At 35.3% G+C, this 26,709-nt stretch carries 28 protein-coding genes and 1 tRNA gene; 10 read left to right on the forward strand and 19 right to left on the reverse strand.

Features of this window, described 5'->3' with window-relative positions; translation table 11 throughout:
- Nucleotides 1-107: 107 nt before the first annotated feature.
- Entirely contained in the window at nt 108-668 is a 561-nt protein-coding gene (locus I6U50_RS02875; protein ID WP_193709616.1) for a YqgE/AlgH family protein, read from the forward strand.
- Here I6U50_RS02875 and I6U50_RS02880 read toward each other — a convergent pair.
- Nucleotides 665-1,510, reverse strand: coding sequence for an aminotransferase class IV (locus tag I6U50_RS02880; RefSeq protein WP_198637786.1), 846 nt, complete (start codon nt 1,508-1,510; stop codon nt 665-667). The two genes, I6U50_RS02875 and I6U50_RS02880, sit on opposite strands and share 4 nt — an antisense overlap.
- Before the next feature lie 51 nt (nt 1,511-1,561).
- Entirely contained in the window at nt 1,562-1,951 is a 390-nt protein-coding gene (locus I6U50_RS02885) for an START-like domain-containing protein (RefSeq protein WP_193709618.1), read from the reverse strand.
- Nucleotides 1,952-2,131: 180 nt separating this feature from the next.
- Here I6U50_RS02885 and I6U50_RS02890 point away from each other — a divergent pair.
- Nucleotides 2,132-2,205: transfer RNA gene (locus I6U50_RS02890), tRNA-Met, on the forward strand.
- Between the two features lie 752 nt (nt 2,206-2,957).
- On the opposite strand, the gene I6U50_RS02895 is transcribed toward I6U50_RS02890, so the two are convergent.
- From I6U50_RS02895 to rpsF, 4 genes are all read right to left on the reverse strand, one after another.
- The gene (locus I6U50_RS02895; protein WP_198627216.1) at nt 2,958-3,431 is read right to left on the reverse strand and encodes a DUF6495 family protein; all 474 of its coding nucleotides are present in this window, start codon (nt 3,429-3,431) and stop codon (nt 2,958-2,960) included.
- Between the two features lie 206 nt (nt 3,432-3,637).
- A complete protein-coding gene (gene rplI, locus I6U50_RS02900) occupies nt 3,638-4,087 on the reverse strand; it encodes a 50S ribosomal protein L9 (RefSeq protein ID WP_198637787.1) in 450 nt (149 codons plus the stop codon).
- Between the two features lie 12 nt (nt 4,088-4,099).
- Nucleotides 4,100-4,399, reverse strand: coding sequence for a 30S ribosomal protein S18 (gene rpsR, locus I6U50_RS02905; RefSeq protein ID WP_193709621.1), 300 nt, complete (start codon nt 4,397-4,399; stop codon nt 4,100-4,102).
- A gap of 2 nt (nt 4,400-4,401) precedes the next feature.
- Nucleotides 4,402-4,743, reverse strand: coding sequence for a 30S ribosomal protein S6 (rpsF, locus tag I6U50_RS02910; RefSeq protein WP_075327083.1), 342 nt, complete (start codon nt 4,741-4,743; stop codon nt 4,402-4,404).
- Nucleotides 4,744-5,099: 356 nt separating this feature from the next.
- Here rpsF and I6U50_RS02915 point away from each other — a divergent pair, with 356 nt between their 5' ends.
- Nucleotides 5,100-5,813 (forward strand): LytR/AlgR family response regulator transcription factor, encoded by a 714-nt coding sequence (locus I6U50_RS02915; RefSeq protein ID WP_193709622.1) that lies wholly within the window; start codon nt 5,100-5,102, stop codon nt 5,811-5,813.
- Nucleotides 5,814-6,049: 236 nt separating this feature from the next.
- On the opposite strand, the gene priA is transcribed toward I6U50_RS02915, so the two are convergent.
- The 5 genes from priA to nadC form a co-directional block, all read right to left on the reverse strand.
- Nucleotides 6,050-8,503: a replication restart helicase PriA gene (gene priA, locus I6U50_RS02920; RefSeq protein ID WP_198637788.1), complete on the reverse strand. Its 2,454-nt coding sequence runs from the start codon at nt 8,501-8,503 to the stop codon at nt 6,050-6,052.
- A 249-nt stretch (nt 8,504-8,752) separates the two neighbouring features.
- Entirely contained in the window at nt 8,753-9,190 is a 438-nt protein-coding gene (locus I6U50_RS02925) for a DUF2147 domain-containing protein (RefSeq protein ID WP_227740267.1), read from the reverse strand.
- A gap of 11 nt (nt 9,191-9,201) precedes the next feature.
- Entirely contained in the window at nt 9,202-9,765 is a 564-nt protein-coding gene (locus tag I6U50_RS02930) for a chalcone isomerase family protein (RefSeq protein WP_198627219.1), read from the reverse strand.
- A 25-nt stretch (nt 9,766-9,790) separates the two neighbouring features.
- Complete coding sequence (locus tag I6U50_RS02935) at nt 9,791-10,711, reverse strand: YihY/virulence factor BrkB family protein (RefSeq protein WP_193709625.1); 921 nt, start codon at nt 10,709-10,711, stop codon at nt 9,791-9,793.
- A 3-nt stretch (nt 10,712-10,714) separates the two neighbouring features.
- Nucleotides 10,715-11,572 (reverse strand): carboxylating nicotinate-nucleotide diphosphorylase, encoded by an 858-nt coding sequence (nadC, locus tag I6U50_RS02940; protein WP_198637789.1) that lies wholly within the window; start codon nt 11,570-11,572, stop codon nt 10,715-10,717.
- A 51-nt stretch (nt 11,573-11,623) separates the two neighbouring features.
- Between nadC and rlmH the strand changes: the two genes are divergently transcribed.
- The 4 genes from rlmH (at nt 11,624) to I6U50_RS02960 (ending at nt 15,366) form a co-directional block, all read left to right on the forward strand.
- Entirely contained in the window at nt 11,624-12,097 is a 474-nt protein-coding gene (rlmH, locus tag I6U50_RS02945) for a 23S rRNA (pseudouridine(1915)-N(3))-methyltransferase RlmH (protein WP_198627221.1), read from the forward strand.
- A 10-nt stretch (nt 12,098-12,107) separates the two neighbouring features.
- The gene (locus I6U50_RS02950) at nt 12,108-12,680 is read left to right on the forward strand and encodes a non-canonical purine NTP diphosphatase (protein ID WP_198637790.1); all 573 of its coding nucleotides are present in this window, start codon (nt 12,108-12,110) and stop codon (nt 12,678-12,680) included.
- Between the two features lie 63 nt (nt 12,681-12,743).
- Complete coding sequence (locus I6U50_RS02955) at nt 12,744-14,534, forward strand: DEAD/DEAH box helicase (protein ID WP_198627223.1); 1,791 nt, start codon at nt 12,744-12,746, stop codon at nt 14,532-14,534.
- A gap of 76 nt (nt 14,535-14,610) precedes the next feature.
- Entirely contained in the window at nt 14,611-15,366 is a 756-nt protein-coding gene (locus I6U50_RS02960; protein ID WP_193709630.1) for a carboxypeptidase-like regulatory domain-containing protein, read from the forward strand.
- Here I6U50_RS02960 and I6U50_RS02965 read toward each other — a convergent pair.
- From I6U50_RS02965 to I6U50_RS02980, 4 genes are all read right to left on the reverse strand, one after another.
- A complete protein-coding gene (locus tag I6U50_RS02965) occupies nt 15,363-15,905 on the reverse strand; it encodes an SRPBCC family protein (RefSeq protein WP_193709631.1) in 543 nt (180 codons plus the stop codon). The two genes, I6U50_RS02960 and I6U50_RS02965, sit on opposite strands and share 4 nt — an antisense overlap.
- Nucleotides 15,906-15,927: 22 nt before the next feature.
- Entirely contained in the window at nt 15,928-16,587 is a 660-nt protein-coding gene (locus tag I6U50_RS02970; protein ID WP_198637791.1) for a TrmH family RNA methyltransferase, read from the reverse strand.
- A 206-nt stretch (nt 16,588-16,793) separates the two neighbouring features.
- Complete coding sequence (locus I6U50_RS02975; protein ID WP_198637792.1) at nt 16,794-19,127, reverse strand: hypothetical protein; 2,334 nt, start codon at nt 19,125-19,127, stop codon at nt 16,794-16,796.
- Between the two features lie 360 nt (nt 19,128-19,487).
- Nucleotides 19,488-20,327: a CHRD domain-containing protein gene (locus tag I6U50_RS02980; RefSeq protein WP_198627227.1), complete on the reverse strand. Its 840-nt coding sequence runs from the start codon at nt 20,325-20,327 to the stop codon at nt 19,488-19,490.
- A gap of 206 nt (nt 20,328-20,533) precedes the next feature.
- On the opposite strand from I6U50_RS02980, the gene I6U50_RS02985 reads away from it, so the two are divergent.
- Both I6U50_RS02985 and purB read left to right on the forward strand, forming a co-directional pair.
- On the forward strand, nt 20,534-21,220 hold the full coding sequence (locus I6U50_RS02985; protein WP_198637793.1) for an SIR2 family NAD-dependent protein deacylase: 687 nt from the start codon (nt 20,534-20,536) through the stop codon (nt 21,218-21,220).
- Nucleotides 21,221-21,539: 319 nt separating this feature from the next.
- The gene (gene purB, locus I6U50_RS02990) at nt 21,540-22,877 is read left to right on the forward strand and encodes an adenylosuccinate lyase (protein WP_198637794.1); all 1,338 of its coding nucleotides are present in this window, start codon (nt 21,540-21,542) and stop codon (nt 22,875-22,877) included.
- Between the two features lie 132 nt (nt 22,878-23,009).
- Here the strand turns inward: purB and I6U50_RS02995 are convergent, their stop codons facing one another.
- Genes I6U50_RS02995 through I6U50_RS03010 form a run of 4 tightly spaced genes read right to left on the reverse strand, consistent with a single transcriptional unit; the run spans nt 23,010 to nt 25,058 of the window.
- Complete coding sequence (locus tag I6U50_RS02995; protein WP_198637795.1) at nt 23,010-23,555, reverse strand: DUF4252 domain-containing protein; 546 nt, start codon at nt 23,553-23,555, stop codon at nt 23,010-23,012.
- A gap of 24 nt (nt 23,556-23,579) precedes the next feature.
- Nucleotides 23,580-24,107 (reverse strand): DUF4252 domain-containing protein, encoded by a 528-nt coding sequence (locus tag I6U50_RS03000; protein WP_198627231.1) that lies wholly within the window; start codon nt 24,105-24,107, stop codon nt 23,580-23,582.
- A 2-nt stretch (nt 24,108-24,109) separates the two neighbouring features.
- A complete protein-coding gene (locus tag I6U50_RS03005) occupies nt 24,110-24,562 on the reverse strand; it encodes a hypothetical protein (RefSeq protein WP_198637796.1) in 453 nt (150 codons plus the stop codon).
- Nucleotides 24,543-25,058: an RNA polymerase sigma factor gene (locus I6U50_RS03010; RefSeq protein ID WP_198637797.1), complete on the reverse strand. Its 516-nt coding sequence runs from the start codon at nt 25,056-25,058 to the stop codon at nt 24,543-24,545. The genes I6U50_RS03005 and I6U50_RS03010 overlap by 20 nt, the downstream gene beginning before the upstream one ends.
- Before the next feature lie 122 nt (nt 25,059-25,180).
- On the opposite strand from I6U50_RS03010, the gene I6U50_RS03015 reads away from it, so the two are divergent.
- Nucleotides 25,181-26,653 (forward strand): S41 family peptidase, encoded by a 1,473-nt coding sequence (locus tag I6U50_RS03015; protein WP_198637798.1) that lies wholly within the window; start codon nt 25,181-25,183, stop codon nt 26,651-26,653.
- Nucleotides 26,654-26,709 lie beyond the last annotated feature (56 nt).

Below are 26,709 nucleotides of genomic sequence, written 5' to 3' on the forward strand. Positions count from 1 at the left end.
AAAGCACTAAAAGCTTCCCATTTGGGAGGCTTTTTTAATGAAAAATTTTAGCATTTTATTTGATTTTTTTTTCAAATAATGGTAGCTTAGAGTAAAACAATGCTAAAATGATTGCTTTAAAACCAACCAAAGGCCATCTATTGGTAGCAGAACCATCGATAATTGGAGATGTTGCATTCAACCGATCTGTGGTATTGCTCGCCGAGCATTCTAATGCAGGTTCGGTTGGTTTCATACTTAATAAAATTTTAGACTTCACCCTACAAGACCTTGTTCCCAATCTTTCCGGTAACTTCAAAATATACAACGGCGGACCTGTAGAACAAGACAACCTATACTTTATTCATAAAATCCCGGACCTTATTCCGCAAAGTATAGAAATAGCCAACGGGATTTATTGGGGTGGCAACTTTGAGGTCGTTACCGAACTTATTCAGCAAGGGCTTATAAGCGAGAAAGAAATACGTTTCTTTTTAGGCTATTCTGGCTGGGATGCCAATCAATTAAGTGAAGAGCTCGATTCACATGCCTGGATAATTACTACAAATGATGACACCAAAGACATTATTGAACGTCCTTATGGTTCTTTTTGGAAAGACAAGATGATGCAATTAGGAGGCGAATACCTTTTATGGTCTAATGCTCCAGAAAACCCAAGTTATAATTAACCCAATCTTGCCTTTACATTTAACTTTGAAAGTAAATCCTTAGCCGATTTGTTCTCAAATTTTTTCTTACGATATTTTGTAACAGGTTGAATACCGCAAATAACATTTGTTATAAATAATTCATCTGCTTTCTGAAGTTCAAATGGAGAGATAGAAGCTTCTTCTATACTTAGATCTGGTAGAGTTTTTATTATCTCTAAAAGTTTTTTTCTGGTAATTCCGTTTAAAGCACCATCTGAAAGCGGTGGAGTTTTAATCTTATCACCTTTTCTAAGAAAAAGGTTTCCATTAAGAGCTTCTACAACATTTTTCTTTTCATTGATTAAAAAGCAGTTTTCGTATCCATTTTCTGAAGCAAAAATACTGCCCAATACATTAATAGCACGATTATTAGATTTTATTGTAGAAAATAGACCACTGGTAATGTAATGGTCTTTAAAGAGCTCTACTTCATAATCCTCTTCATTCAATAAATAAAAAGCATTTTGGAGTTCTTCGGCAGTTATAATAAAACCAATTTCACGTGTGGTAGGCTTATAATATCCGCCTTCTTGACGAAATGCAAAAAACTTTACACGAGCGGCGTGAGTATCCAGTCCGTTTTCTTTTACTAAACTCAATATTTCCTTTTCTAAAAATTCGGGAGAAAAACTCGCCGGAATTTCCATTCGCATAATACGCATAGAAGCCATTAACCTAAAGTAATGATCTTCCCAGAACATTACTTTTCCATTAATTGCCCGAATGGTTTCAAAAACAGCATCTCCATAGGCAAATCCTCGATTCGCTATAGAAAGTGATGCTTGATTCTCTTCTACTAATTTTCCGTTTATATTTATCATAAAAAAACCCCGTTTTAGAACGGGGCAAATGTAATGTTTATCTTAGAAATATTAAACTGATCCTAAAACGTGTTTTAGATCTGAAATCATATTTTCCCAAAGCATCTTTCCCTCTTCAACTTCATCTTCATCATCGGCAAAATCAGTAATCATTATAGAAACATCTTTAGTGATTTCATCTACCTGTATTCTTATTTCAAAAAAATATGGAGTATCTTCATCGTCCAACCACTTAAATTTTATGCGTTCATCGCTCTTTTTACTTACCAATTTGGCTTTTTCTTCACTTCCTTCCCAAATAAAAGTAAATAATTCACCTCGTGAATTTACATTATCTGCATACCATTCGCTTAATCCTGAAGGAGTTGATATATATTGGTATAACAATGAAGGAGAAGCTTGAATGGGAAATTCCATTTCGTACTTGATCTTATCTTCCATTTTTAGATATAATTAGTTTTGGGCAATATAGATATTAATTAGAAGGATAAAAAGAAAACAAAATAAATATTTTAGAAAATAAAGTTTGCGTCAATACAAAATGTTTATATATTTGCACCCGCAATCACAGTTGGTGAAAATGCTCGTTAAGTCAGGCCAATAGCCGGCTAACAAGAAAATGGCGAGGTAGCTCAGTTGGTTAGAGCGTCGGATTCATAACCCGGAGGTCACGAGTTCAAATCTCGTTCTCGCTACAAAGAAATAAAAGCTCCACAAAGATGTGGAGCTTTTATTTTTTATACTAGTCCCGCATAATCAAAATGGATCAAGACCATTTTCTGGGTTTTTGCTTTTTTAAGCAAATAATTTTTCGAGTCTAAATAAGAAGAACTCGGTATTTCCTACTCCTCTTAATTGTGCTCTAAAGGCTTTTATTTTGGCATTGAAAGTATTCTACTGATTCGCTAGCTAATGGTGTTTAAGCTATTTCTAAAAGCCAATAAACCCTGTTCCCTGCATATATCTCTATTTTAACAAACAAGTTTTATTCAAGAATCTATATCGAGATTGATTTTTGTAACTATTAAAAAGTACCTTATAAATAATTCGTTAAACAAGACCTTTACTGCATATATACAACCGCAATAAGTTTTATATGCAGAAAAACTTTCTAAATATTTTACTCCACTTCAAAATAGAAATCCAATATATATTTCCGTTTGATGACCAATAAAATTAAACAGAGAAGGCAATAGTTTAGGTAATAAAACCTTGACCAGGCCTGTATAGTGATTAGATACTTTTAGTTTAAAATCAAACTAATATTTCAATTCACAACCAATTTTTGAGATGTAATCTTGAATTATAGTTGGTTATACTTAAAAAAAAGACAGACTCAAAAAAGTCTGCCCTGTTATTTCAATCTTAAATACTTTCAATAGACAATGTTTAAGAAGATCAATTACTTAAAAAAAGAAACATTTCCTCATACATCATTTTTTCAAATCTACTTCTCCACCATTCTATCAAAATACTTAAATAATTCGCCCTTAGTAATGTTGCTCCCCTGTTTTATAAGCGCAAATATATCTTTGTTCCTATCATCACTTAAAGCTTTAGAAGAGGTGTATATATTCACAGATTCATCCAGCAAGTTAGTTTGCAACCAACTATAACCTTCTCTTGTAGTAAGATCTACCCCCTCGTGCTCAATCTTTATAGCAATAAGATGAATACTCACCTCTGTTATATGAAATAGATAGATTTGATTGGCTGAAAAATGCTCCAGGTACTCTACTTTATTCAAAACACCTTCCCAAATAAGATCACTAAAAACATCAAGTTCCTGCTCTGCAACTTTTGGCTGGTCTTTTTTTATATTCTCCCATTCATCCGCAGTAATAGATTGCGAAGCAAGGAAATTTATAAATTCCTGCTTCATTTCTTCAAACTGCTCTTTGGTTAATCTGGAATATTTCATCTTCAAAAAAATTATTATAAATCTACAAAATCGTCATCTTAAATTTGTTTTAGTGCCTGACTGGGTTGTACCTCTATGCTCTTTAAGAGTCAAAACCAGGTTAGCTTGACGAAAATAATACCCCGAAACCTCAATTACAGTAGGGGCTCATTAAAATAAGAAAAGCCCACTACTTGAGCGGGCTTTCAACTTTATTATAAAATAAATTAAGCTTCAGATACTACATCAAAATTGTAAGTAGTAACTACCTCACGATGAAAACGTAAAGTTGCTTCATACTGGCCCAATCTCTTGATGTTTCCACCTGCGATGCTAATAAATTTCTTGTCGATTTCAATTCCTTCCTTAGCAAAAGCCTCAGCAAGATCGCCGTTAGTAATAGATCCAAATAATTTGTCTCCGGCACCAGCTTTAGCAGTTAACTTAATCTCTACATTATTAAGTTTTTCTGCCTGCTTTTTAGCTTCATCGATATGTTTTTGCTCTTTATAAGCTCTTTGCTTCAGGGTTTCTGCTAAAACTTTTTTAGCAGAAGGAGTAGCAAGATGTGCATACCCCTGAGGAATAAGATAATTTCTGCCGTAACCATTTTTAACGTTTACAACATCATCTTTAAACCCTAAATTATCTACGTCTTTTCTAAGTATCAATTCCATAATTGCTTCTTTTTATTTTAATAAATCACCAACATATGGCATTAACGCAAGATGACGCGCTCTTTTAACAGCAACAGCCACTTTTCTTTGGTACTTTAAAGAGGTACCTGTTAAACGACGAGGTAAAAGTTTCCCTTGTTCGTTAACAAAGCCCATTAACCAATCTGGATCTTTATAATCTATATACTTAATTCCAGATCTTTTAAAACGACAATACTTTTTCGTTTTGCTTGTCTCTATATTAAGAGGAGTAAGATATCTAATCTCTCCATCTTTTTTTCCTTTTGCTTGTTGTTCAATAGATGTAGCCATACTTACGCTTTTTCTTGTTGTCTTCTATTTCTTCTTTTTTCAGCCCAGGCGATAGCGTGCTTATCTAACTTTACAGTTAGGTAACGCATCATACGCTCATCTCTTCTAAAAGCAAGTTCCAATGGCTCTATAGCCTCTCCTGGAGCTTTAAATTCAAACAGATGGTAAAATCCGCTTTTTTTGTGCTGAATTGGATAGGCTAATTTTCTAAGCCCCCAATCTTCTTTAGATACCATCTCGGCCCCTTTAGAAACAAGAAATTCTTCGTATTTCTGAACTGTCTCCTTTATCTGCTCATCAGATAAAACGGGATTCAAGATGAAAACAGTTTCATAAGTGTTCATAAAAATTTACTTTAAATTAAATTGGCTGCAAAAGTAACTTATTTATTTCTTTTCTCAAAGCATACTTCTAAAGTAAATTTCCTTCTTAAAAATTATAAGGAATCAAATAATATTTTTAGAGCTCGAACCTGGATCCAGGCTTACTTAATTTAACCTTATTAAATGAATGCTATCTTCTGTTATTCTAATTTATATGAAATTTATTGCTATTATTGCTTTTTATATGGATAAAATATGAGTTAAAAATTAGAGATATAGGTTAGAAAAATTCTTAAATTAATCTTAACTTATACTAAGTTTATCTTGTAATTACGATATTTTATGTTTAATATTGTTTCTACTTAACCTGAATTACCGTGGAAGAAATTTTACTCAAATGCCTTGTTGTTGACGATTCCAGCTTACAGCGCCTAGCTATTGTAAAGTTGATTAAAGATCATGCTAACTTAGAACTTGTAGCGGAGTATAACAATGCTATTGAAACTAAAAACGGCCTTCTTGATAACGAAATTGATCTAATATTTCTCGATATCGAAATGCCGGTGCTAACAGGTTTTGAACTTTTAGATGACCTTCCCAATAAACCGCAAATTATTTTTGTAACTGGAAAAACACAATATGCTTTTAAAGCATTTGATTATGATGCAGTAGATTACATTCACAAACCGGTAACGAAAGAACGTTTTAACAATGCGGTTAATAAAGCCATAAACCTTTATAAGCTAAAGCATCAAATTGCTTCTGCCCCTGAAGATGATGATTATATTTTTGTAAAAAGCAACCTCAAAAATCGTAAGGTCTTTTTAAATAAATTAAAGTACATCCAGGCTCTTGGAGATTATGTGAAATTTGTAACTGAAAAAGAAAATTTTGTAGTGCTCGCTACTATGAAATCATTTGAGGAACAACTACCTACTAACAAGTTTCTTAGAACACACAAATCTTATATAGTTAATTTAGATAAAATTGAACGCTATAACTCTAAAAATATAGAGATAGACAAACAAAAATTACCTCTTAGTCGTCATAAAAAAACAAATCTGGTAGAAGCCTTAAGTGCTATTCAGTAAATTTACCGCTGGCAAGCCCAAAAGACATTAAATAGATTTTTTAATTCTGATTCAAATCCTGGAATCCCTAAGGTACCGGTATATGCATCTATAAACGAATAAATTAACGCAGTACAATTTCAGAAAATATTAAAAGAAAAAACTAAGCAAGTCCTTATTGCTTTAACTTTTTAATAAACCAGATTTTCTAAAAATGGTTCTTAGTTCCTAATTATAGAAAGGCTATCCAACTCAACCTATATAGGATCTACGTTAATCACAATTTTTACACCTCTAAAAGCACCAATAGCCCTAAAGCTTTCCATAATTCGTTGCAGGACTTTTTTTGTTTTCCCTAAGGATTGCTGCTGTGGGATTTTAAGTAAAATATTCTTATAGTACTCATTTCTAATACGTGCAACAGGAGGAAATTCAGGTCCCAATACATTTTCTTTAAAAACATTTTTCATTCCTGTGGCCAGCCATTCAGCAGCATCGTTTGTTTTAGAATAGTCCCTGCACTTAAGTGTAATTCTAATTAAGCGATGAAACGGTGGATACTTATAATTATAGCGTTCCTCCAGCTGATCTTTATACATCCCGGAATAGTCTCCGGTCGAAACTTGTTGAATAATTTGGTGATGAGGGTTGTAACTCTGAATTAAAACCTTCCCACGCTTCTTTGTTCTTCCTGCTCTTCCGGCAACTTGCAACATTAATTGAAAACTACGCTCATGAGCCCTAAAATCGGGGAAATTCAACAAATTGTCGGCATTCATAACCCCTACGAGATTTACCTTTCTAAAATCAAGTCCTTTAGAAAGCATTTGAGTACCAATTAAAATATCTATTTCCTGCTGCTCAAAAGCATTAATCAATTTTTCATAAGCATACTTCCCCCGGGTAGTATCCTGATCCATTCTTGCCGTTTTATAATCGGGAAAAATAGCTTTTAGTTCGGTTTCAATTTGCTCGGTCCCAAAGCCTTTAGTTGTAATTTCGGGGCTATCGCATGCCATACATTTTTTTTGCATAGCAATATGGTAACCACAGTAATGACATCGCAATTGATTATTATGGCTATGATAGGTTAAACTTACATCACAGTTGGGACATTGCGGAGAATGCCCGCAGGTATTGCATTCAAGAACCGGGGAAAACCCTCTTCGGTTTTGAAACAAAATAACCTGTTCTCCCCCATCCAGGGTATCTTTAATTTCAGTAAGCATTCTATCGGAAAAATGCCCTTTCATCTCCTTCTTCTTATATTTAGTCTTTATATCTACAATTTCAATTTCAGGATCTAAAACATTCGCATACCTTCGGTTTAATTCTACAAAAGCATATTTATGATGTTGCGCGTTGAAATAAGATTCTAAGGAGGGGGTGGCAGACCCCAGTATAATTTTTGCTTTAAATAATTTCGCCAAAACCACCGCAGCATCCCGGGCGTGATAACGCGGTGCCGGATCAAATTGTTTAAAAGAGGTTTCGTGCTCTTCATCTACCACAACCAAACCTAAATTAGCAAAGGGTAAAAATATTGATGATCTCGCTCCTATTACTATGCGGGCTTTTTCCGAATCCTGCAAAATATGCTGATATACCTCTACCCTTTCATTAACTGAATACTTGCTATGATAAACCAAAACTTTATCCCCAAAATAAGCCCTTAATCTATCTATAAGTTGCGTTGTTAATGCAATTTCAGGTAAAACATAAAGCGCTTGCTGCCCCTTGTCAATTACCTTTTCAATGAGCTTAATATAAATTTCAGTTTTTCCGGAAGAGGTTACCCCATGAAACAAACATACATCCTGCTCTACCAAACCAGCTTCAATTTCCGAAAATGCTTTCTGTTGTATTTCACTCAGCTTGATATTAGTTAAAGAGCTTTCTTCTTCAAAAGATACCCTATCGGTTTTTTTATAAAATTCCTCAAGGATTTCTTTTTTAATCAAACTTTTAATAATTGCTGCAGAAACACCAGATTTATCACTAAGCTCTTTCGCTTTTAAAGGCTTCTTATGTTGTGCTTTAAGGCTAAAGTAACTTAATAAAGCTTCTTTTTGTTTTGGTGCATTCTCAAGTTCATCAAGAAGCCTATGCATATTAGCTTCATTGTCATACATCGAATTTAATCTAACATAGCGTATTTTCTTTGGTTTATATTGTTCATAAATCTCCTGGTTAAGCAACACCAAGCCTTTCTGTACAAGCTCATTAAGAATAGGTAATACATTTTTCTTATCCAGAATCTTTGCTACTTCCTGAATTTTTATCGAGGATTGACGTTGCAGAGCTTCAATTACCAGGTATTCTTCGTCTTTTAATTCCGTTTCTTCAATATTTGCTTCTTTGGTGAGTTGCACAATACTTTCACTTTCCAATAAAAAAGCCCCGGGTAATGCTGCTTTTAACACCTCACCCTCGGCACACATATAATAAGACGCAATCCAGTTCCAAAATTTTAATTGATGATTGGTGATTAAAGGTGCCTTATCTAAGATTTGATTTATAGGTTTAGCCTCATAAACCTGTGGTGGATTTTGATGAATTGCAGCCGTAATCGCTGTATAAATTTTAGATTTACCAAATGGCACGGCTACGCGCATTCCTTCTTGTAGAAAATTAGCTTCAGCTTCAGAAATTGCGTAGGTAAAACGCTTTTGTAAAGGCAATGGTAAAATAACATCTATAAAATACGGCATACATAATAAATAAATAACCTGAAGGAAAACCTACGAGGTATTAAGTGTTTTAATTAACAAGGGGGCAAGCCCCGACATATTTGAATCATGATAGTAGCATAAACTACTTTACAAAAAACCACAAGACATAAGCCAACTAACCACCGTATCAACCTAAGGGCCATAAATCTTATCGATGATTAGTTTATTCAAAAATAAAAACCATCCTCAAAAAAGAATGGTTTTTAAACTATTTAATTTCTTAAAAACTTACTCTGCCCGTTCCCAAACTTTAGTCTTATAAAAAAAAGCAATATATCCTCTCACGTTAAGTTTGTTAGGCTCTGCTTCATCAACCCATAGCTTTCCTTTATATTCCTTTCCAGATTTTGGATCTATTAAAGTGCCATCTACATACTCATCTCCTTCCTTTTTAAAGTCACGAATAACATTTAAGCCTTCGATAGGCTTATTTTTTAGTTCCCCTGGGCATTCAGTGCATTTACGATCGCGGTCTTCTTCTTTTGTTATTCTTATAACTTTACCATGAACAGCATTATCTTTTTTATAAATTTCTACTATAGAATTTACACGACCTTCATCATTCACTACTTTCCATTTCCCAAACACTTCCTGTGCCTTAGAGTTTGAAGATATTAGCATAACTCCAATAAAAAATAGATTAAGCAGGTTAAATTTTATTCTCATTTTATCAGTTTTTATCCATTACCCAGCATTCCCTTTTTTAGGTCTTTATCGGCTGGTTTATTTGAAAGCCATATACCGAATAAAGCTTTTTTAAACGCCAATCCCTGAATGGTACCACTTTCATTTCCATTTTTATAGATTACCATACCTCTTTCAGGCAGGTAAACCAAATCAAAAATATCGCCTTTATTGATTTCTTCCTCAAAAAAGCTTATAAATTTCTTGATTTCATCGGAAAGCGGAGCCGTATTTCCTCCGGTAGCATTTTCAAAACCTTCGTTTACAGCGTCAATCATTCTTTCACTGGTAATCATTTTAGAGACTATATGCAATTTAAGTGCCATGGCCTCATTTTTATTCATTATTTCGGATGCATTTCCCGATTTGGTTTTAAGGTAAAGTCCACCGGCATACATATCCATCCAAAATTTCTCTCTTACTCCGGCTCCATTAAGAACTAGTTTTTCTGAGCCAAAATTTAAAGTATTGGGCAATGTTGCACCCCCTATTTCAGTTTGTGCTGAAATAGAATGTAAGCTGAAAACAGCAATAAATAAGAAGATTATTTTTTTCATGTTCTTTAGGTTTTAAGTGGTTAAGTTATTTAATTTTTTTCTTCATTTTTATCAATGATGCATTTAATTCAAAACCTAACAGCAATATATTTGAATTTAACCAGATATATACCATTAAAATTAATAATGCACCAATTGAGCCATATAGCTCGTTATAGGTAGAAAAGTTTTCAATATATAATCCAAAAAGATATGTGAAAATTAAAATCAAAAAAGTAGTAAAAAAAGCACCTATAGAAAAGAATCGAGCCTGCCGGGCCTCTTTGGTGCCAAAATAATAGAGAGTAGCCACTGCTGTGTAAATTAGCAACACAAAAACCAGGTATTTTACAAAAGCGGCACTAAAATCGCTAAAACCTACTCCTAAATTATTAAAATCGTTTATTGCATAGGTTAAATAAACAGCCAGGATAACGGTAAGCAATAAAAGTAAAGCCATTATAAGCGAAACCCCAACTGCTACAAGGTATTGTCTTACAATAGAGCGGTTGGTATTGGTATGATAAGAAAACTCAAAACCGGTAAAAATGGCATTTACCCCATTAGTCATTAAAAAAATAGAAATGATAAATGCTAACGAAAGTAAGCCACCACGCGGCGTATTGGCAATATCCAGAAATATATCATTAAAAAAATCTGATGTATTGGGTGGCAACAATGAGTCCATAAAAATTAGGAACTGCAGCTGAAAATCGTCTATAAAATTAATGTAGGGAATTAGGTTAAGCATAAATAGCAAAAACGGAAATAGCGCCATAAAAAAACTAAAAGCAATGGCACTTGCCCTGGTAGAAAAAGTTCCTTTTATAATTCCGCCAGAATAAATTTCCCAAAGATCATAAAAAGACAAGCCATCAAATCCGGGCAGAATCATACCCTTGGTGGTATTTTCCCACCAATTTGAAAATTGTTCTATTTTTGATAGAAGGGCTTTTTTGGGCGCCATACATTATATTGCTTTTAAACTGAGGTCTAAATTATATACCGAGTGGGTTAAAGCGCCACTGGAGATATAATCTACCCCACATTCGGCATATTTTCTAGCCGTATCAAGCGTAATACCTCCACTAGATTCGGTTAAGCATTTTCCATTAATAAGTTTTACCGCCTGCCGGGTATCTTCGTAACTAAAATTGTCAATCAAAATACGATATACACCTTCACTTCTTAGAATTTCTTCAATCTCCTTTAAATTTCTTGCTTCTACAATAATTTTAAGGTCCAGTTTATTTTCCTTAAGATAATCATTTGTCTTCTTGATAGCTTTTGTAATTCCGCCAGCAAAATCTATATGATTATCTTTTAGCATTACCATATCATACAACGCAAATCTATGGTTTTCTCCGCCTCCAATTTTTACGGCCCATTTTTCTAAAGCTCTAATCCCGGGCGTGGTTTTCCTGGTATCTAAAATCTTAGTTTTTGTACCCTCTAATTTACGAACAAAAGTGTTGGTTTTGGTCGCTATGGCACTCATTCTTTGCATAGCATTTAAAACCAGCCTTTCTGCTTTTAATATAGATTGTGAGTTTCCCTCAACATTAAAAGCAATATTTCCAGGCTCTATAACATCGCCGTCTTCCATTAAAGCTTCAACTTCTAATTGAGGGTCTACTTCTTTAAAAACCCGTAAAGCAAAATCAATACCGGCTATAATCCCTTTATCTTTAACTAATAATTTAGCCTTTCCCCTGGCGTCAGGCGGGATACAGGCCAAAGAACTATAATCGCCATCGCCAACATCCTCTCTAATGGCATTTTTTATAATTAAATCTATTTCTTTTTCAAATTGTTCTTTTGAGATCATTTGCAATACTTATTTTTGTAAATGTAGCAAAGTCTGCGTAAAATCTAGTGAATGACCATAAAATTACTCTGTATAGGAAAGACCGATAAGCGAGAATTAAATCAACTTATCGAGATTTACAAAAAACGACTTCAGTTTTATAATAAATTTGAGATTGAAATTATTCCAGATCTTAAAAAGACAAAAAATCTAGATGAAAATCAGCAAAAAGAAAAAGAAGGTGAATTAATACTGGCTAAAACTCAGAATTCAGATTTCCTGGTGCTTCTAGATGAAAACGGAAAAGAGTTTTCTTCTGAAAAGTTTTCGGAATATATTCAGAAACGATTAAACAGCGGATTAAAACAGCTTATTTTTGTAATTGGCGGCCCTTATGGGTTTTCTGATGCTGTTTACCAAAGGGCCAATAGTAAAGTTGCGCTTTCACAAATGACTTTTTCTCATCAAATGGTAAGACTCTTTTTTACCGAACAACTCTATAGGGCTTTCACCATTTTAAAAAACGAACCCTATCACCATAAATAAAACCTGGCTTATGAAACTTGTATTTGCAACGCACAATAAAAATAAATTAATTGAAGTAAAAGCACTTTTACCACATTATATTGAGCTATTATCTCTAGATGATATTGGATGTACTGAAGAAATTCCGGAAACCGCAGATACCATAGAAGGTAATGCTATTTTAAAAGCAGAACATGTTAGGCACCGCTATGGATATGATTGTTTTGCCGATGACACCGGTTTAGAAGTAGATGCCTTAGATGGAAAACCGGGTGTTTTCTCGGCCCGCTATGCCGGAGAAGGAAAAAATGACCAGGCAAACGTCACTAAATTGCTCAATAAATTAGAAGGCAAAAAAAATAGAAAAGCACAGTTTAAAACTGCGATAGCTCTAAACTTAAATGATAACCAAAATCTTTTTACAGGAATTTGTAAGGGAGAAATCTTATTAGAAAAACGTGGAGACCAGGGCTTTGGTTATGATCCTGTATTTATACCCAAAGGTTTTTCAAAAACATTTGCCGAAATGAGCTTAAGTGAAAAGTCTGAAATTAGCCATCGCGGGATCGCCTTTAAAGAGCTAATTACCTATCTTTCAAAATAAAAGAAGTAGATAGGCATATATTGCCAGCTAAGCCTTACCTTTGCCGCTTATTTAATTTTTTATATGAACAAATTTGAACAATTAGGTTTAAACCCTTCTATTCTTAAAGCAGTCGAAGATATGGGTTTTACAAGCCCAAGTGAAATACAGGAGAAAGCGATTCCTGTTTTATTAAATGAAGATACCGATATGGTGGCATTGGCCCAAACCGGTACAGGAAAGACAGCTGCTTTTGGATTCCCGCTTATCCAGAAAATAAATGTAAGTAAAAAACATACACAGGCATTAATTCTTTCGCCAACTCGTGAACTTTGCCTGCAAATTACCAACGAATTAAAAAATTACTCGAAGTTTGAAAAAGGACTTAATCCGGTAGCTATTTATGGTGGAGCCAGTATTACAGAGCAGTCCAGACAAATTGAGCGTGGAGCACAAATTATTGTAGCTACCCCCGGGCGTATGCAGGATATGATAAATCGTAACCTTGTAGACATTTCTAAAATTGAATTTTGCGTTTTAGATGAGGCAGATGAAATGCTTAATATGGGCTTCTTTGAAGATATTAAAGCAATTCTTTCCCATACCCCAAAAGAAAAACACACCTGGTTGTTTTCTGCTACCATGCCTAAAGAGGTGGCAACTATTGCCAAAAAATTTATGCGTACTCCTATTGAAATTACAGTAGGTTCTAAAAATCAAGGAACCTCTAATGTTTCTCATGAGTACTATCTTGTTAATTCAAGACAACGTTACGAAGCTCTAAAAAGGCTGGCAGATGCAAATCCAGATATTTTTTCAGTGATTTTTTGTCGCACAAAAAGAGATACTCAAAAAGTAGCTGAAAAGCTTATTGAAGATGGTTATAGCGCTGCTGCATTGCACGGAGACCTTAGCCAAAATCAAAGAGATTTGGTTATGAAGAGCTTTCGAACAAAGCAAATTCAAATGTTGGTAGCTACCGATGTTGCTGCCCGCGGAATTGATGTAGACGATATTACACACGTAATCAATTACCAACTACCAGACGAGATCGAAACCTACAACCACCGTAGTGGCCGTACCGGTAGAGCCGGTAAAAGCGGAGTTTCTATGGTAATTGTTACCAAAAGCGAAATGCGCAAAATAAAAAGTATTGAGCGTATAATTCAGCAAAAATTTGAGCAAAAAGATATCCCTGATGGGATGGAAATTTGCAGGGTACAATTATTTCATTTGGCAAACGATATTAAAGAAACAAAAATTAACCACGAAATTGATACCTACTTACCGGGCATCAATGAAGTACTGGAAGATTTTACCAAAGAAGAACTTATTAAAAAGTTCTTTTCAGTAGAATTCACCCGATTCTTTAATTACTACAAAAACTCCCAAGGCTTAAGTTCTCCTTCTGCTCCAGCAGATGGAGGTGGTTCTGGAGATTCTACCCGATACTTTATAAATGTAGGTGCCAAAGATGGTTTTGACTGGATGAGTCTAAAAGACTTCCTTAAAGCAACACTAGATTTAGGCCGTGACGATGTGTATAAAGTTGATGTAAAAGATAGTTTTTCTTTCTTTAACACAGATGCAAAAAATACCGAAGCAGTTTTAAGCATTTTTAAAGACTTTAAACATCAGGGTAGGTTTATTAATGTTGAAGAAACCACAGATACCGGTGGACGTGGAAAACGCGGCGGCGGTGGCGGAGGCCGAAAAGGCGGGAAATTCAATAAAGGTGGCAAAAAACCTGATTTTAAATCTGGTGGCCGCAGGCGCTCAAACGATTTTAAAGGAGGTTCTGGAAAAGGAAAAAAATCAGGGAACCGAAGCAAAAACATAGAGAGCTCTATAAAAAGAAGACGCAACAAAAATTAAATTTACAGAAGGCGCCTAATTTCTAATTTATGGCATTATTTTTTATAAGTATTTTATAAATTAGGCGCTTATTGTTATGAAAAAAATTCTGTTTACCCTTTTACTGTTTAGCTTAGCTTTTCAAGCATTCTCCCAGGATGTTGTTTCCGGAACGGTTATGAATGCTGCCAATGATAAACCTATTGAAAAAGTTCATATCGTGAACCTCAACCAGGTTAAAGGTGCCGTTAGTGAAGAAGATGGAAGTTTTGAATTACAGGCCACCGTAAACGATACCCTATATTTCTCATATCTTGGATTTAGGTCAATAAAGGTTAGGGTTACTAACGACTGGCTTAAGTATGGAAGTGTAAAAGTAAAAATGACAGAATTGGGCATTGCCTTAGAAGAAGTTGTTTTAAAACCGGTTACCCTTACCGGATATTTAGAGATTGATGCAAGGAATATCCCAATTTACGAAAATAATCGCTACAGCATATCTGGCTTGAACGCAGGCTATGAAGCCGGCGACAATTCTGCCAGCGCAATTTCCCGGAACCTGGGAGCCATTTTCAACCCTGCCGATTTAATGCATAATATTTTTGGAAAAAAACCAAAGCAAATGCGTAAATTAAGGCAAATGAAAGAAGATGATGAAATTAGAAACTTGCTTAGAAATAAATTTGACAGGGAAACATTAATTGCCTTGCTCCCCTTAAACGAGGTAGAACTTAATGAAATTCTGCAAAGATGTAGTTACTCTAAAGATTTTTTAAAAACTGCCAACGATCTACAAATTCTAGATGCTCTAAATGGATGTTACGAAGAATATAAAGTTTTGAAGCGAAATTAAGATTTTACTTTTTTCTCCATCTGGGTTTTTAAATTAATAAGTCCTTTTTCAATATCATCTCCCATCAATTTATTAGGGCTGTAAAAAAGACTTATTACCGAGAGAGGAAAAGGCAAACTCCCTCTAATTCCCCAAACCACTTTAGATTTACCGGGTTCCAGCTCTTTTATAGCAAAATAAGTAAGCATACTTACTTTTACAGGTTTCACGAAAAGTACCCTTGTTTCAAAAACCCTGGGATGCTTCACCTTTATAATTTTTTGAATGCCCTCTCCTATTCCCTTATTATCTCCTTTCCAGTAAATAGCAGAACCAACTTTACCATCCTCTCCTTTTTGCTTTAAAACAGTCTTAGGATATTTAAAAAACCAGGGGACCCAAAATGGGTGATTTTTTAGTCTTCTTATAAAACTAAATACTACATCCCTGGGTGCATTAATCACCATAGTTCGGCTTATATCGTATTTCTTTTTTGCCCAGGCGTGCAGAAAAGCAATAAATGTAATAAATGCAATAAGTAGATAGAAAAAGAGGGTCATTTGTTAAAATTATTCAACTAAATTAAACATTTTCTGAAATGTAACGTGATATTATTGTATCAGAATTTTTAATACATTTCTTCAACCACTCATATTTAAGGTTTTCTTTTTCCTCAATAGATAATTCCCAATTGATAGTACTATTTTTTAATACCGAAGTAATATGCTGTAAAATAATAGCGGCCGAAACCGAAATATTCAAACTTTCTGTAAACCCTACCATAGGAATTCTAATACTACAATCGGCCTCACTTAGAATTTCTTCACTTAATCCATCTTTTTCAGTTCCAAAGAAAATCGCAGAAGGTTTATCTATATTAAAATCATGCAGTGCCGTACTTTCTCCGTGCGGTGTGGTCGCTACAATCTGATATCCTCTATTCCGTAATTCCTGAATACATTCTTTTGAAGTTGAATATCGATTAACATCTACCCATTTTTGAGCACCCATTGCTATTTCCCTATCTATTCTCTTAGGTTTTCGTTCCTCTATTACGTGGATATTTTGAATGCCAAAAACCTCGCAGCTTCTTATAACAGCACTGGTATTATGAAGCTGATAAACGTCTTGGGTTGCCACGGTAAAATGATTGGTTCTTTCTTGAATTACCTTATCGAATAAAGCAATACGCCTTGGTGTAAGAAAGGTTTCAAGATGAGATAGAAGCTTATTTTTTTGCATAGGCTAAAATAAAAAACCCAACAATAACCTGAACATTTAAAAAAAGAAATATTTGTATGAAATATTTCTTTTTGCTACCGCCAAAGGGTATAATACCCCCTAGGCTTAATTCGATTTTAAAATTTGTTTTCTAAAGATAAAGTATTCGCATAAAAAAACCCGGTCTTATCGAGACCGGGTTTATACTTATATTTAATTGATAATTACTAAGAGTTAGAACCTACATCTCCCTGCGCAACCAGGGTCTCTAAATCTTCAGCACTTAAATGCACATTTATATAACCATCGTAATTCAGGAGTCCGTTATAGTCTATAGCTTCCCCATCTTCACCATTAAATTTAGTTACATTAGTCATACTCATTCCGGTAGTACCATTAACTGAATTTAAGGTAATTGCAATAGCTCCGGGAGCTTCAGAAACAGAACCTACGTGAATATGTGCAGGATGCATTCCACCATCAGGTGTTCCATCTAACATAATACTAACCAAAGTTTCTCCATTTTTTCTTTCTTCAAAAACTACTGAACCACTTATACCATCTACATCTTTTTCATCTAACTGATAGGTTTTGCTTTCGCCGGTTAGTTCATTAGCACCTATATCTCCCTGTGCTACAAGCGTGGTTAATACTTCGGCGCTTAAATGTACATTTACATAACCGTCAAAATCCAAAACATCGCTATACATAAACGAAGTTCCATCGTTTAGCTCAGCTATATGAGTCATACTCATTCCCGTAGTTCCATTTACGGGGTTAAAAGTAAAGGCAATATCACCAGGCCCCTCGGCAGCAGTTCCCATATGAATATGCGCTGGGTGCATACCTCCATTAGGAGTTCCATCTAGCATAATAGTAGCCAAAGCTTCTCCACTCATTCTTTCTTCAAAAACTACTGAACCACTTATACCGTCTACAGCTTTTTCATCTAACTGGTAGGTTTTGCTCTCGCCGGTTAGTTCATTATCACCTATATCACCTTGTGCTACAAGTATGGGCAATTCTTCGGCACTTAAATGTACATTTACATAACCGTCATAACTAAGAATATCACTATACATAAATGCAGTACCGTCGTTTAGCTCAGCTATATGAGTCATACTCATTCCAGAGGCTCCATTTACTGGGTTAAAAGTAAAAGCAATGTCGCCAGGACCTTGAGCTGCTGCGCCTATATGAATGTGCGCTGGGTGCATCCCACCATTAGGAGTTCCATCTAGCATAATAGTAGCTAAAGTTTCTCCACTCATTCTTTCTTCAAAAATTACCGAACCACTTATACCGTCTACAGCTTTTTCATCTAACTGATAGGTTTTGCTTTCGCCGGTTAGTTCATTAGCACCTATATCACCTTGCGCTACAAGGGTAGGCAATTCTTCGGCACTTAAATGTACATTTACATAGCCATCATAACTAAGAATATCACTATACATAAATGCAGTACCGTCGTTTAGCTCAGCTATATGAGTCATACTCATTCCGGTGGCTCCATTTACAGAATTAAAAGTAAAGGCAATAGCTCCAGGACCTTCGGCTGCAGCGCCCATATGAATATGTGCCGGGTGCATCCCATCGTCTGGAGTTCCGTCTAGCATAATAGTAGCCAAAGCTTCTCCACTCATTCTTTCTTCAAAAACTACTGAGCCACTTATACCGTCTACGGCTTTTTCATCTAACTGATAGGTTTTACTTTCGCCGGTTAGTTCGTTGGCTCCAATATCACCTTGTGCTACAAGGGTAGGCAATTCTTCGGCACTTAAATGTACATTTACATAGCCATCGTAATTAAGGACATCGTTATACATAAAGGCAGTTCCATCATTTAACTCGGCTATATTTGTTTTACTCATTCCGGTAGCTCCATTTACAGGATTAAAGGTAAAGGCAATAGCTCCCGGACCTTCGGCTGCAGCACCTATATGAATATGTGCCGGGTGCATCCCATCTTCTGGAGTTCCATCTAGCATAATAGTAGCTAAAGCTTCCCCATTCATTCTTTCCTGAAACATCACATTTCCTGAAATACCATCTACAGCTTTTTCATCGAGCATATAATTTTTAGATTCCCCGGTAAGTTCGTTTTCGCCGATATCACCCTGGACAACTAGTGTTGTTAATTCATCTCCACTTAAATGTACATTGATATACCCATCAAAGCTTATGGCTTCCTGATAAGTAATATCTGTACCATCATCTAAGGAAGAAAAAGTTGTAGAACTCATTCCTGTAGAACCATTTACAGATTCAAAGGTAAGTGCAATATCCCCACCTTCTGCAGCCGTATTGTAGTGAATATGTGCCGGGTGCATTCCCCCATCTGGAGTGCCATCTAGTTCAATTTCAACCGTGGTACTGTTGTCTTCATTTTCCATAAAAGTTGCAGTTCCAGAAATAGAAGGATCAGCAACCGAAAAAAGCTGGAAAGACTTTGTCTCTCCCTGAAAATTGTCATCATCAGAGCCGCCGGCATCATCATCGCTACTGCAACTCATAAACATAAATGGTAGTGCTATAAAAATAGCAAGTAAAAATTTTCTCATAATTTAAATTTTTGGTTTTTAATAATTTAAATGCATCAGAACAGCATTTCTACTAATTCTAATCCACAACTCACCAATATTTACGAGAGGAAGGTTTTTAGCGGATGTTAATATTTTTAAAAAGTAATCCTAAATTGTGTTAATAAACACTTCGGGAACTGATAAGGTTAAATAGAGAAAGTAATTGAATCTTTAAATTATCTTTAAGCATTTCTGGAAGAGCGATTTTAAATAAGTTATTTCAAAGCTTCCACCTTTTAATAATAATGATAGCAGACTTAGCTCATTTAAAAAAATCATTTTAAAATAAAAAAGCCCGACATGTTGTCGGGCTTTTAATTGATTAAATATTAAAGAATATTATTCTTCAGAAGCATTTGCTCCCATATTTCCTTGTGCAGCAAGTGTTTCAAGATCATCTGCACTCGCGTGTACATTAATGTATCCGTTGTAAGTTAGTAAGTCTTCGTAAGTAATAGCCTCACCTTCTTCTTCCTCAGTACCATCAGTCATAGCGATGTTGGTCATACTCATACCGGTAGCTCCATTTACAGGATTAAAGGTAATAGCAATAGCTCCAGGAGCATCTTCTACAGATCCTACATGTATGTGGGCTGGGTGCGAACCTCCTTCTGTAGTACCATCAAGGTCTAAAGTAGCTAAAGTTTCACCATTCTCACGTTCTTCAAATACAGCTACACCGCTTACACCAGCGATGTCCATTTCATTAAGATCGTAGCTAACAGACTCTCCGGTAAGTGCATTTCCACCGATATCGGTTTGTGCAACAATTGTTGGTAAATCATCTTCGCTTAAATGTACATTGATATAACCATCGTAGGCAACTAATTCTTCGTAAGTAATAGGTTCACCATTTAATTCAGAAACCTCAGTAATGCTTTCTCCATCGGTAATTGGATTGAAAGTAACTACAATCTCACCTGTTTCAACAGCAGAATTCATATGAATATGTGCCGGATGTACACTTCCGTCTTCTGTACCTTCCAGGTCAAATTCTACAGTAGTAGATCCGTCTTCATTTTCATTAAAAGTAACGGTACCACTAACGCCAGAATCTCCAATAGTGTTTAGGGTGTATTCTTTTGTTTCTCCTTCAAAAGGAATGTCTACACCATCATCGTCACTATCACAACTTGCGAAACCTGCGACCATCATTAAAGCAAATGCTAATTTTTTCATTTTAAATTTAATTTTTGTGTTATTAATTTATTCAACTTGTAGATACGAATAACAGTAAATGGTTGCGTGTTATTATGAGTGTTGCGAAGACTTTAACAAGAAAAAAAACTTACTTTCCTGACTGTAAGCAAAATCGCTATGTGCCTTTAACATTTTTAATTATCTAAGATTAACATTATCTTAGAAATTACAATAAATACAACCGCATGTTAGAAAAAATAGTCGTGCTAACCGGTGCCGGCGTAAGTGCCGAAAGCGGCATAAAAACATTTAGAGATGCCGGGGGGTTATGGGAAGGTCACGATGTAATGGAAATTGCCTCACCGGCAGGCTGGAAAAACAATCAAAAAAAAGTTTTAGAATTCTATAACCAACGAAGACGCCAATTACTAACAGTAAAACCCAATGCTTCGCATTTTGCCTTGGCAGAACTTGAAAAAGAATTTCAAGTAGAGATTATCACTCAAAATATAGATGATCTTCACGAAAGGGCCGGAAGCACCAAGGTTACCCATTTACACGGCGAACTTTTAAAAGCCAGAAGTACGTTTAATGAAAACCTGGTATTAGATTGGAAACAGGATATTAATATAGGAGACTTTTGTGAATTTAATTATCAGCTGAGACCTCACGTGGTATGGTTTGGTGAAGCCGTACCCATGTTTGAAAAAGCAATGGAAATTGTAAGTGAAGCAGAAATGCTAATAATTATTGGCACCTCTATGCAGGTATATCCGGCGGCAGGACTCCTGGATTTTGCTCCAAACGGGATTCCTATTTATTTTATAGATCCTAAACCTAATATTTCAGAAAAAGGAAACCTGCAAATTATTGCTAAAAAAGCTTCCCTGGGAGTTCCCGAGTTGGTCAAAAACTTGTTAAATCCCTCCTGAATATTGTCTTCTATTTCTATACAATAAAGTTCTTGGCAAACGAAAAAAGCATCTAGCCCTGATTCTTGAAAACAAGAATTGATTTTTAAGTAAACTACCTCGGGGCAAGCCCACGAGGCATTCGTTGAAAACAAATTTTTAATTTCGAGGCAAGCCTCGGGGTATTACACCCTTTGGCTGTGCCAATTAACTCCAATAGCACTATGCTCATTTATCACACAGGCTTTTATAAAAATTTAGCTAAAAAGAAATGCTGCCGTAGTTTTAAAGATTGGCTGGAAGCAGTATCTTTATGGCTTTTAATTTCTAATTTAAACCCATGACACCGCTAACAGCTATTTCTCCTATAGACGGAAGATATCATTCCAAAACAAAACAACTTTCTGCTTATTTTAGCGAAGAAGCTTTAATAAGATACCGCGTAAAGGTTGAAGTTGAATATTTTATTGCGCTTTGTGAATTACCCTTACCGCAATTAAAAGATATTGACCATTCGATATTTCCGGAATTACGTGCTATTTATGAGAATTTTACAAGCATAGATGCCCAGGCCGTAAAGGAAATTGAAAAAACTACCAATCACGATGTAAAAGCTGTAGAGTATTTACTAAAAAATAAGTTTGATGAATTGGGGTTGGAAAAATCTAAAGAGTTTATCCATTTTGGACTTACTTCTCAAGACATCAATAATACGGCAGTCCCTTTAAGTTTAAAAGATGCAATAACCGCCCATTATCTTCCCGAAGTTGAAGAAATAATAGCGAAGCTAACGCAGCTTTCGCAAGATTGGGCTAATGTTCCTTTATTGGCCAGAACCCACGGTCAGCCTGCCTCTCCTACCCGATTAGGAAAAGAAATAGAGGTTTTTATAAATCGCCTGGAATCTCAACTCGATCTTTTAAATAAAGTGCCTCACGCGGCTAAATTTGGAGGTGCTACCGGTAATTTTAATGCACATAAAGTAGCCTATCCTAATACCGACTGGAAAGAATTTGGGACAAATTTTGTACAGGAAAAATTAGGCTTACACCATTCTTTTCCAACTACTCAAATTGAGCATTACGACCATATGGCCGCTTTATTTGATACCTTAAAAAGAATCAATAATATTCTAATAGACCTGGATCGCGATATTTGGACCTATGTTTCAATGGATTATTTTAAGCAGAAAATTAAAAAGGGGGAGATTGGTTCTTCGGCTATGCCACATAAAGTAAACCCAATAGATTTTGAAAACAGCGAAGGAAATTTAGGGATTGCCAATGCCATTTTTGAACATTTAGCAGCTAAGCTTCCAATTAGTAGATTACAACGCGACCTTACCGATAGCACGGTGCTAAGAAATATTGGAGTGCCCCTTGGGCATACCAGTATCGCTTTTAAAAGTACCCTTAAAGGCCTTGATAAATTATTATTAAACGAAGAAAAGCTAAACGAAGATCTAGAGGCTAACTGGGCTGTAGTAGCTGAAGCAATTCAAACCATTTTACGCCGTGAAGGATTTAAAAATCCGTATGAAACCCTTAAAGGCCTTACCAGGACCAACGAAAAAATTAATAAAAAGAGTATCGCCGATTTTATTGAAACCTTAGAAGTTTCAGAAACAGTAAAAGAGGAACTCAAAAAAATAAGTCCGCAAAATTATACAGGGATTTAAGATAAAAAGAGGTTGTTTGAAACGAATCGTCAATCTGAACTTGTTTCAGATTCTAAGTTCATTAACCCCTGAAACAAGTTCAGGGTGACGTCCATAAGTTTTCAAACAACCTCTTCAATTATTAACTAAAAACTACTTTTCAATTTCGGTTTGAAGCATACCGGAAATCCCTTTTAATCCTGCAACATCTATATCACCTTTGTCAAGGGATTTCATAAACTCCATTAATTTTTGTGGATTCATATCTTCTCCCAAAACACGTGCTACCCCAACACCTTTCGTATCGTCATAACCATATACGATAATTTCGTCTATAGCATCTTCATTTCCGGTAAAATAAATTTCAGCTTTACGGGTATTTGAGCCATATCGCATTAAAAGCTGGTACTTTTCATCTTTTAAAATTTCAGCCAACCTGGCTTTTTCAATTTCATATTCTTCTTTGCTATCTTTTACCGGTAACGCCAGAACATTAATTTTCTTTACGGTTTCCAGAGTTTCTTTTTGGGTTTCATCCAGTTCCTCGGTATTTGTAAACATACTGGTAGGTATATCTACCGCTATAAATTTATTATCCTGTTGATTTTCTACATAGTACTCCTGCAAACTAGCTTCGTTAGCACAGGAAACAAAAGCTGTAGCAGCAAGCGCAAGGCTTAATATTTTTATTACTTTCATTGTTATAGATTTAATAGTATTATTCTAGGATTTATTTTCAACATTCTTGAGCTCTTCAGCTCCCGGAATTTTAAGATCGGAGGTTAAGCGGGATAACTGAGAAAGATCTATTTCGCCGGTAATACTTAAAATTACCGAAATTGGATCTCCTTCTTTTTCACCTTCCATAAACATAAAAAGTTCACTTACATAGTTATCGCTTTTCCCACTTTTTGAATAAAACCGAATGTTCTTACCATCTTCTTTTACCCGCATTAACTGGTCTAATTTATTAGAACTTAAATAAGATGCTACATCTTTTTGCATTTGACTTCTTACTGATGCGGTGGTACTGGTAAACATTTTAATTTCATCCAGGTTTTCAATAAGTTTTAGATACTCCCTGGCTTCAGGGTTATCGTCGCTTAGGTCTACTTTGGCAAGCATTTTAAACATCTTACTGGTCATTACCATCGCATCTACATCTTTCATGTTTTCATACTTGGCAAAAGATTGGGCCTGCGTTATTAGTGGTAACAACCCAATGATAATTATTAGTGCTATCTTTCTCATGGTTATTCGGTTTTGATAAATTTATTTTTAGTGTTATTAAATTCTTTTAAATATTTAAGGTCTTGTTTTCCTTCATTCATTATTTCGGAAACCATTTTTAATGCTTCCATACTCTTTTGTAATGCCTCTTCCCTATCCTGAATAGTGCTAACATCCTTATCATTCATTTCCAAAGGTTTATTCTGAAAAAAGAAAAGGCCTATTACTAAAATTATACTGGCCGCAATAGCCGTCCAGAGATATCTATTCTCTTGTTTGTTAGCAGGCAAATTAATCTCCCGGTCATAACTTTCTCGATTCTCTTTTGCAGAAAAGGCAAACATTAGCTGATAGGGCTTTAAATTTTCAGAAACTTCGTTCCTTTCAAAATATTTCCTAAGTTGCTGCTCTTCGGCCAAAGAAGTTTCCCCGGCATCATACTTCTCAAGTAAATCTTTAATTTTTTGTAATTCCATAATCGTGCTTGTTTGTTAAGCGCTCTCTTATTTTCTTTCTTGCACGCGATAAGGCCACCCTTACCGCTGTACTTTTCATTTTTGTTATTTCTTCTATTTCTTCAAAATCCAGTTGCTCTATATCTCTAAGCTGAAAGACAATTCTTTGTTGTTCGGGTAAATCGGCTACAATATCCTGTATCCAATTCATTTCATCTTTTAGCTCCAAATCTCTTTGAGGGGAAATAGATTTATTTTCATAATTTTGATGAACAATTCTTAAATTATTATTCTTTTTAGCCTTCAATTCATCTAAACAGTGATTTTTTACCACCATCATTGCAAAAGCTTCAAGGTTGGTATAATCCTTGAGTTTATGTTTTCGGTTCCACAATTTTAGAATCACCTCCTGGGTAGCATCTTCGGCCGCTTCTTTAGAAACAAGTAGTCTTAATGCAAGCCGGTACATTTTATCTTTTACCGGGTTTATTTTATCCAGGAAGGCTTGTTGTTTCATATATGTGTTGGTTTATTAACCTTCTTATCCTTTAAACGATTAGTGGTAATATTTGTTACAATAAGATTTTGGTTTTAAGTAATTGTAGGTATTTTTAGCAATCTAAAACAAACTTAACATTTATGAAGATTAATAAACTAATTTTATTTTTAGGCTTATCGCTGGGAATATTAAGCTCCTGCTCTACAGATAATGATGATGAGCGCTTTCCTGTGGTAAAAGGTGAAGAAGATCCCGATTTAGAAATAGAGAATTATCTATATAATGCCATGAGTATTTTTTATGTTTACGAGGCAGATGTTGCAGAACTTGACGAAAATTATTTTGATTCTGAAGCCGATAAAGATGAATGGCTCGCCAGTTTTGATTCGCCGGAGGATCTTTTTAATGAAGGATTAAAAGTTCCCGCTCCAAAAGACCGATTTAGTTTTATTCTTGACGATTATACAATCCTTGAAAACAGCCAAAGCGGTATTAGTACTACCACCGGAATGGACTATGGTCTTGTAGCTTATGGAGAAAATGGGGTTTTTGGTTATGTACGCTATGTAATTCCCGGAAGCCCTGCCGATGAAGCCGAAGTAAAAAGAGGAATGCTTTTTACCGAAATTGATGGAGAAGCCATGAACCGATCTAACTATCAATCGCTTTTGGCACGCGATGGTTATGAAATTTCTTTAGCTGAAGTAAATGAAAATGTAATTAGTGAAACCGGTGAAACAATCGCTTTAACCAGGGAACAAATTACCGAAAACCCGGTTTTTATTTCTAAGACCATGGAAATAGACGGTATAAATGTGGGGTACCTAATGTATAATAGTTTTACTGCCGATTTTGATGATGAATTAAATGCTGCTTTTGGAGATTTAAAGGCTGAAGGCGTGGACGAGTTGGTTTTAGATCTTAGATATAATGGTGGCGGTTCTGTAGAAAGTGCGGTAGACCTTTCCAGTATGATTACCGGGCAGTTTGAAGGTGAAATATTCTCTAAACAAACCTGGAACGATCTTTTACAAAGTGAATTTACCCAGGAAGAATTGGTAGATAGGTTTAACGATAAAATTAGAACTGGCGAGTTGATTAATAGCTTAAACTTAAATAAAGTTTATGTTATTGGAACAGGTTCTACGGCATCAGCCAGTGAGTTGGTAATGAATGGCCTGGCGCCCTATATAAATGTAATACACGTAGGCTCATCTACCGTTGGTAAATTTCAGGCGGCCGCTCCTTTGTACGATTCGCCAAACTTTAACAAACAAAACCGTAATCCTAATCATAAATATGTAATTCAACCACTCATTTACGAATCAAAAAATGCTAATGAAGACGCTTATTATGAGGAAGGTTTAATCCCCGATATTGAGGCTGAAGAGGATATTGTTAATCTTTTACCTTTAGGCGAAGCTAGCGAAACACTTCTAGCTGCTGCTTTAGCCGATATAACCGGAAACAAAATGGCTATTCCAGCAGTTTCTTACGATACCAGGTTTACTAAAATTGGAGAAAGCGGAGAGTCTAATGTAGATTACCAGAGAATGTATATTGATAAAATCCCAGAAGAAGTTAGGAAAAAAGCAGTAGAATTACAGAAGTAATTCTTTAAACTAAAAGGAAAAGCCCCGTCTCATTAATGAAACGGGGCTTTTTTATA

Origin of the sequence: Salegentibacter maritimus (genome assembly GCF_016236975.1) — a bacterium.
GTDB lineage: Bacteria > Bacteroidota > Bacteroidia > Flavobacteriales > Flavobacteriaceae > Salegentibacter > Salegentibacter maritimus.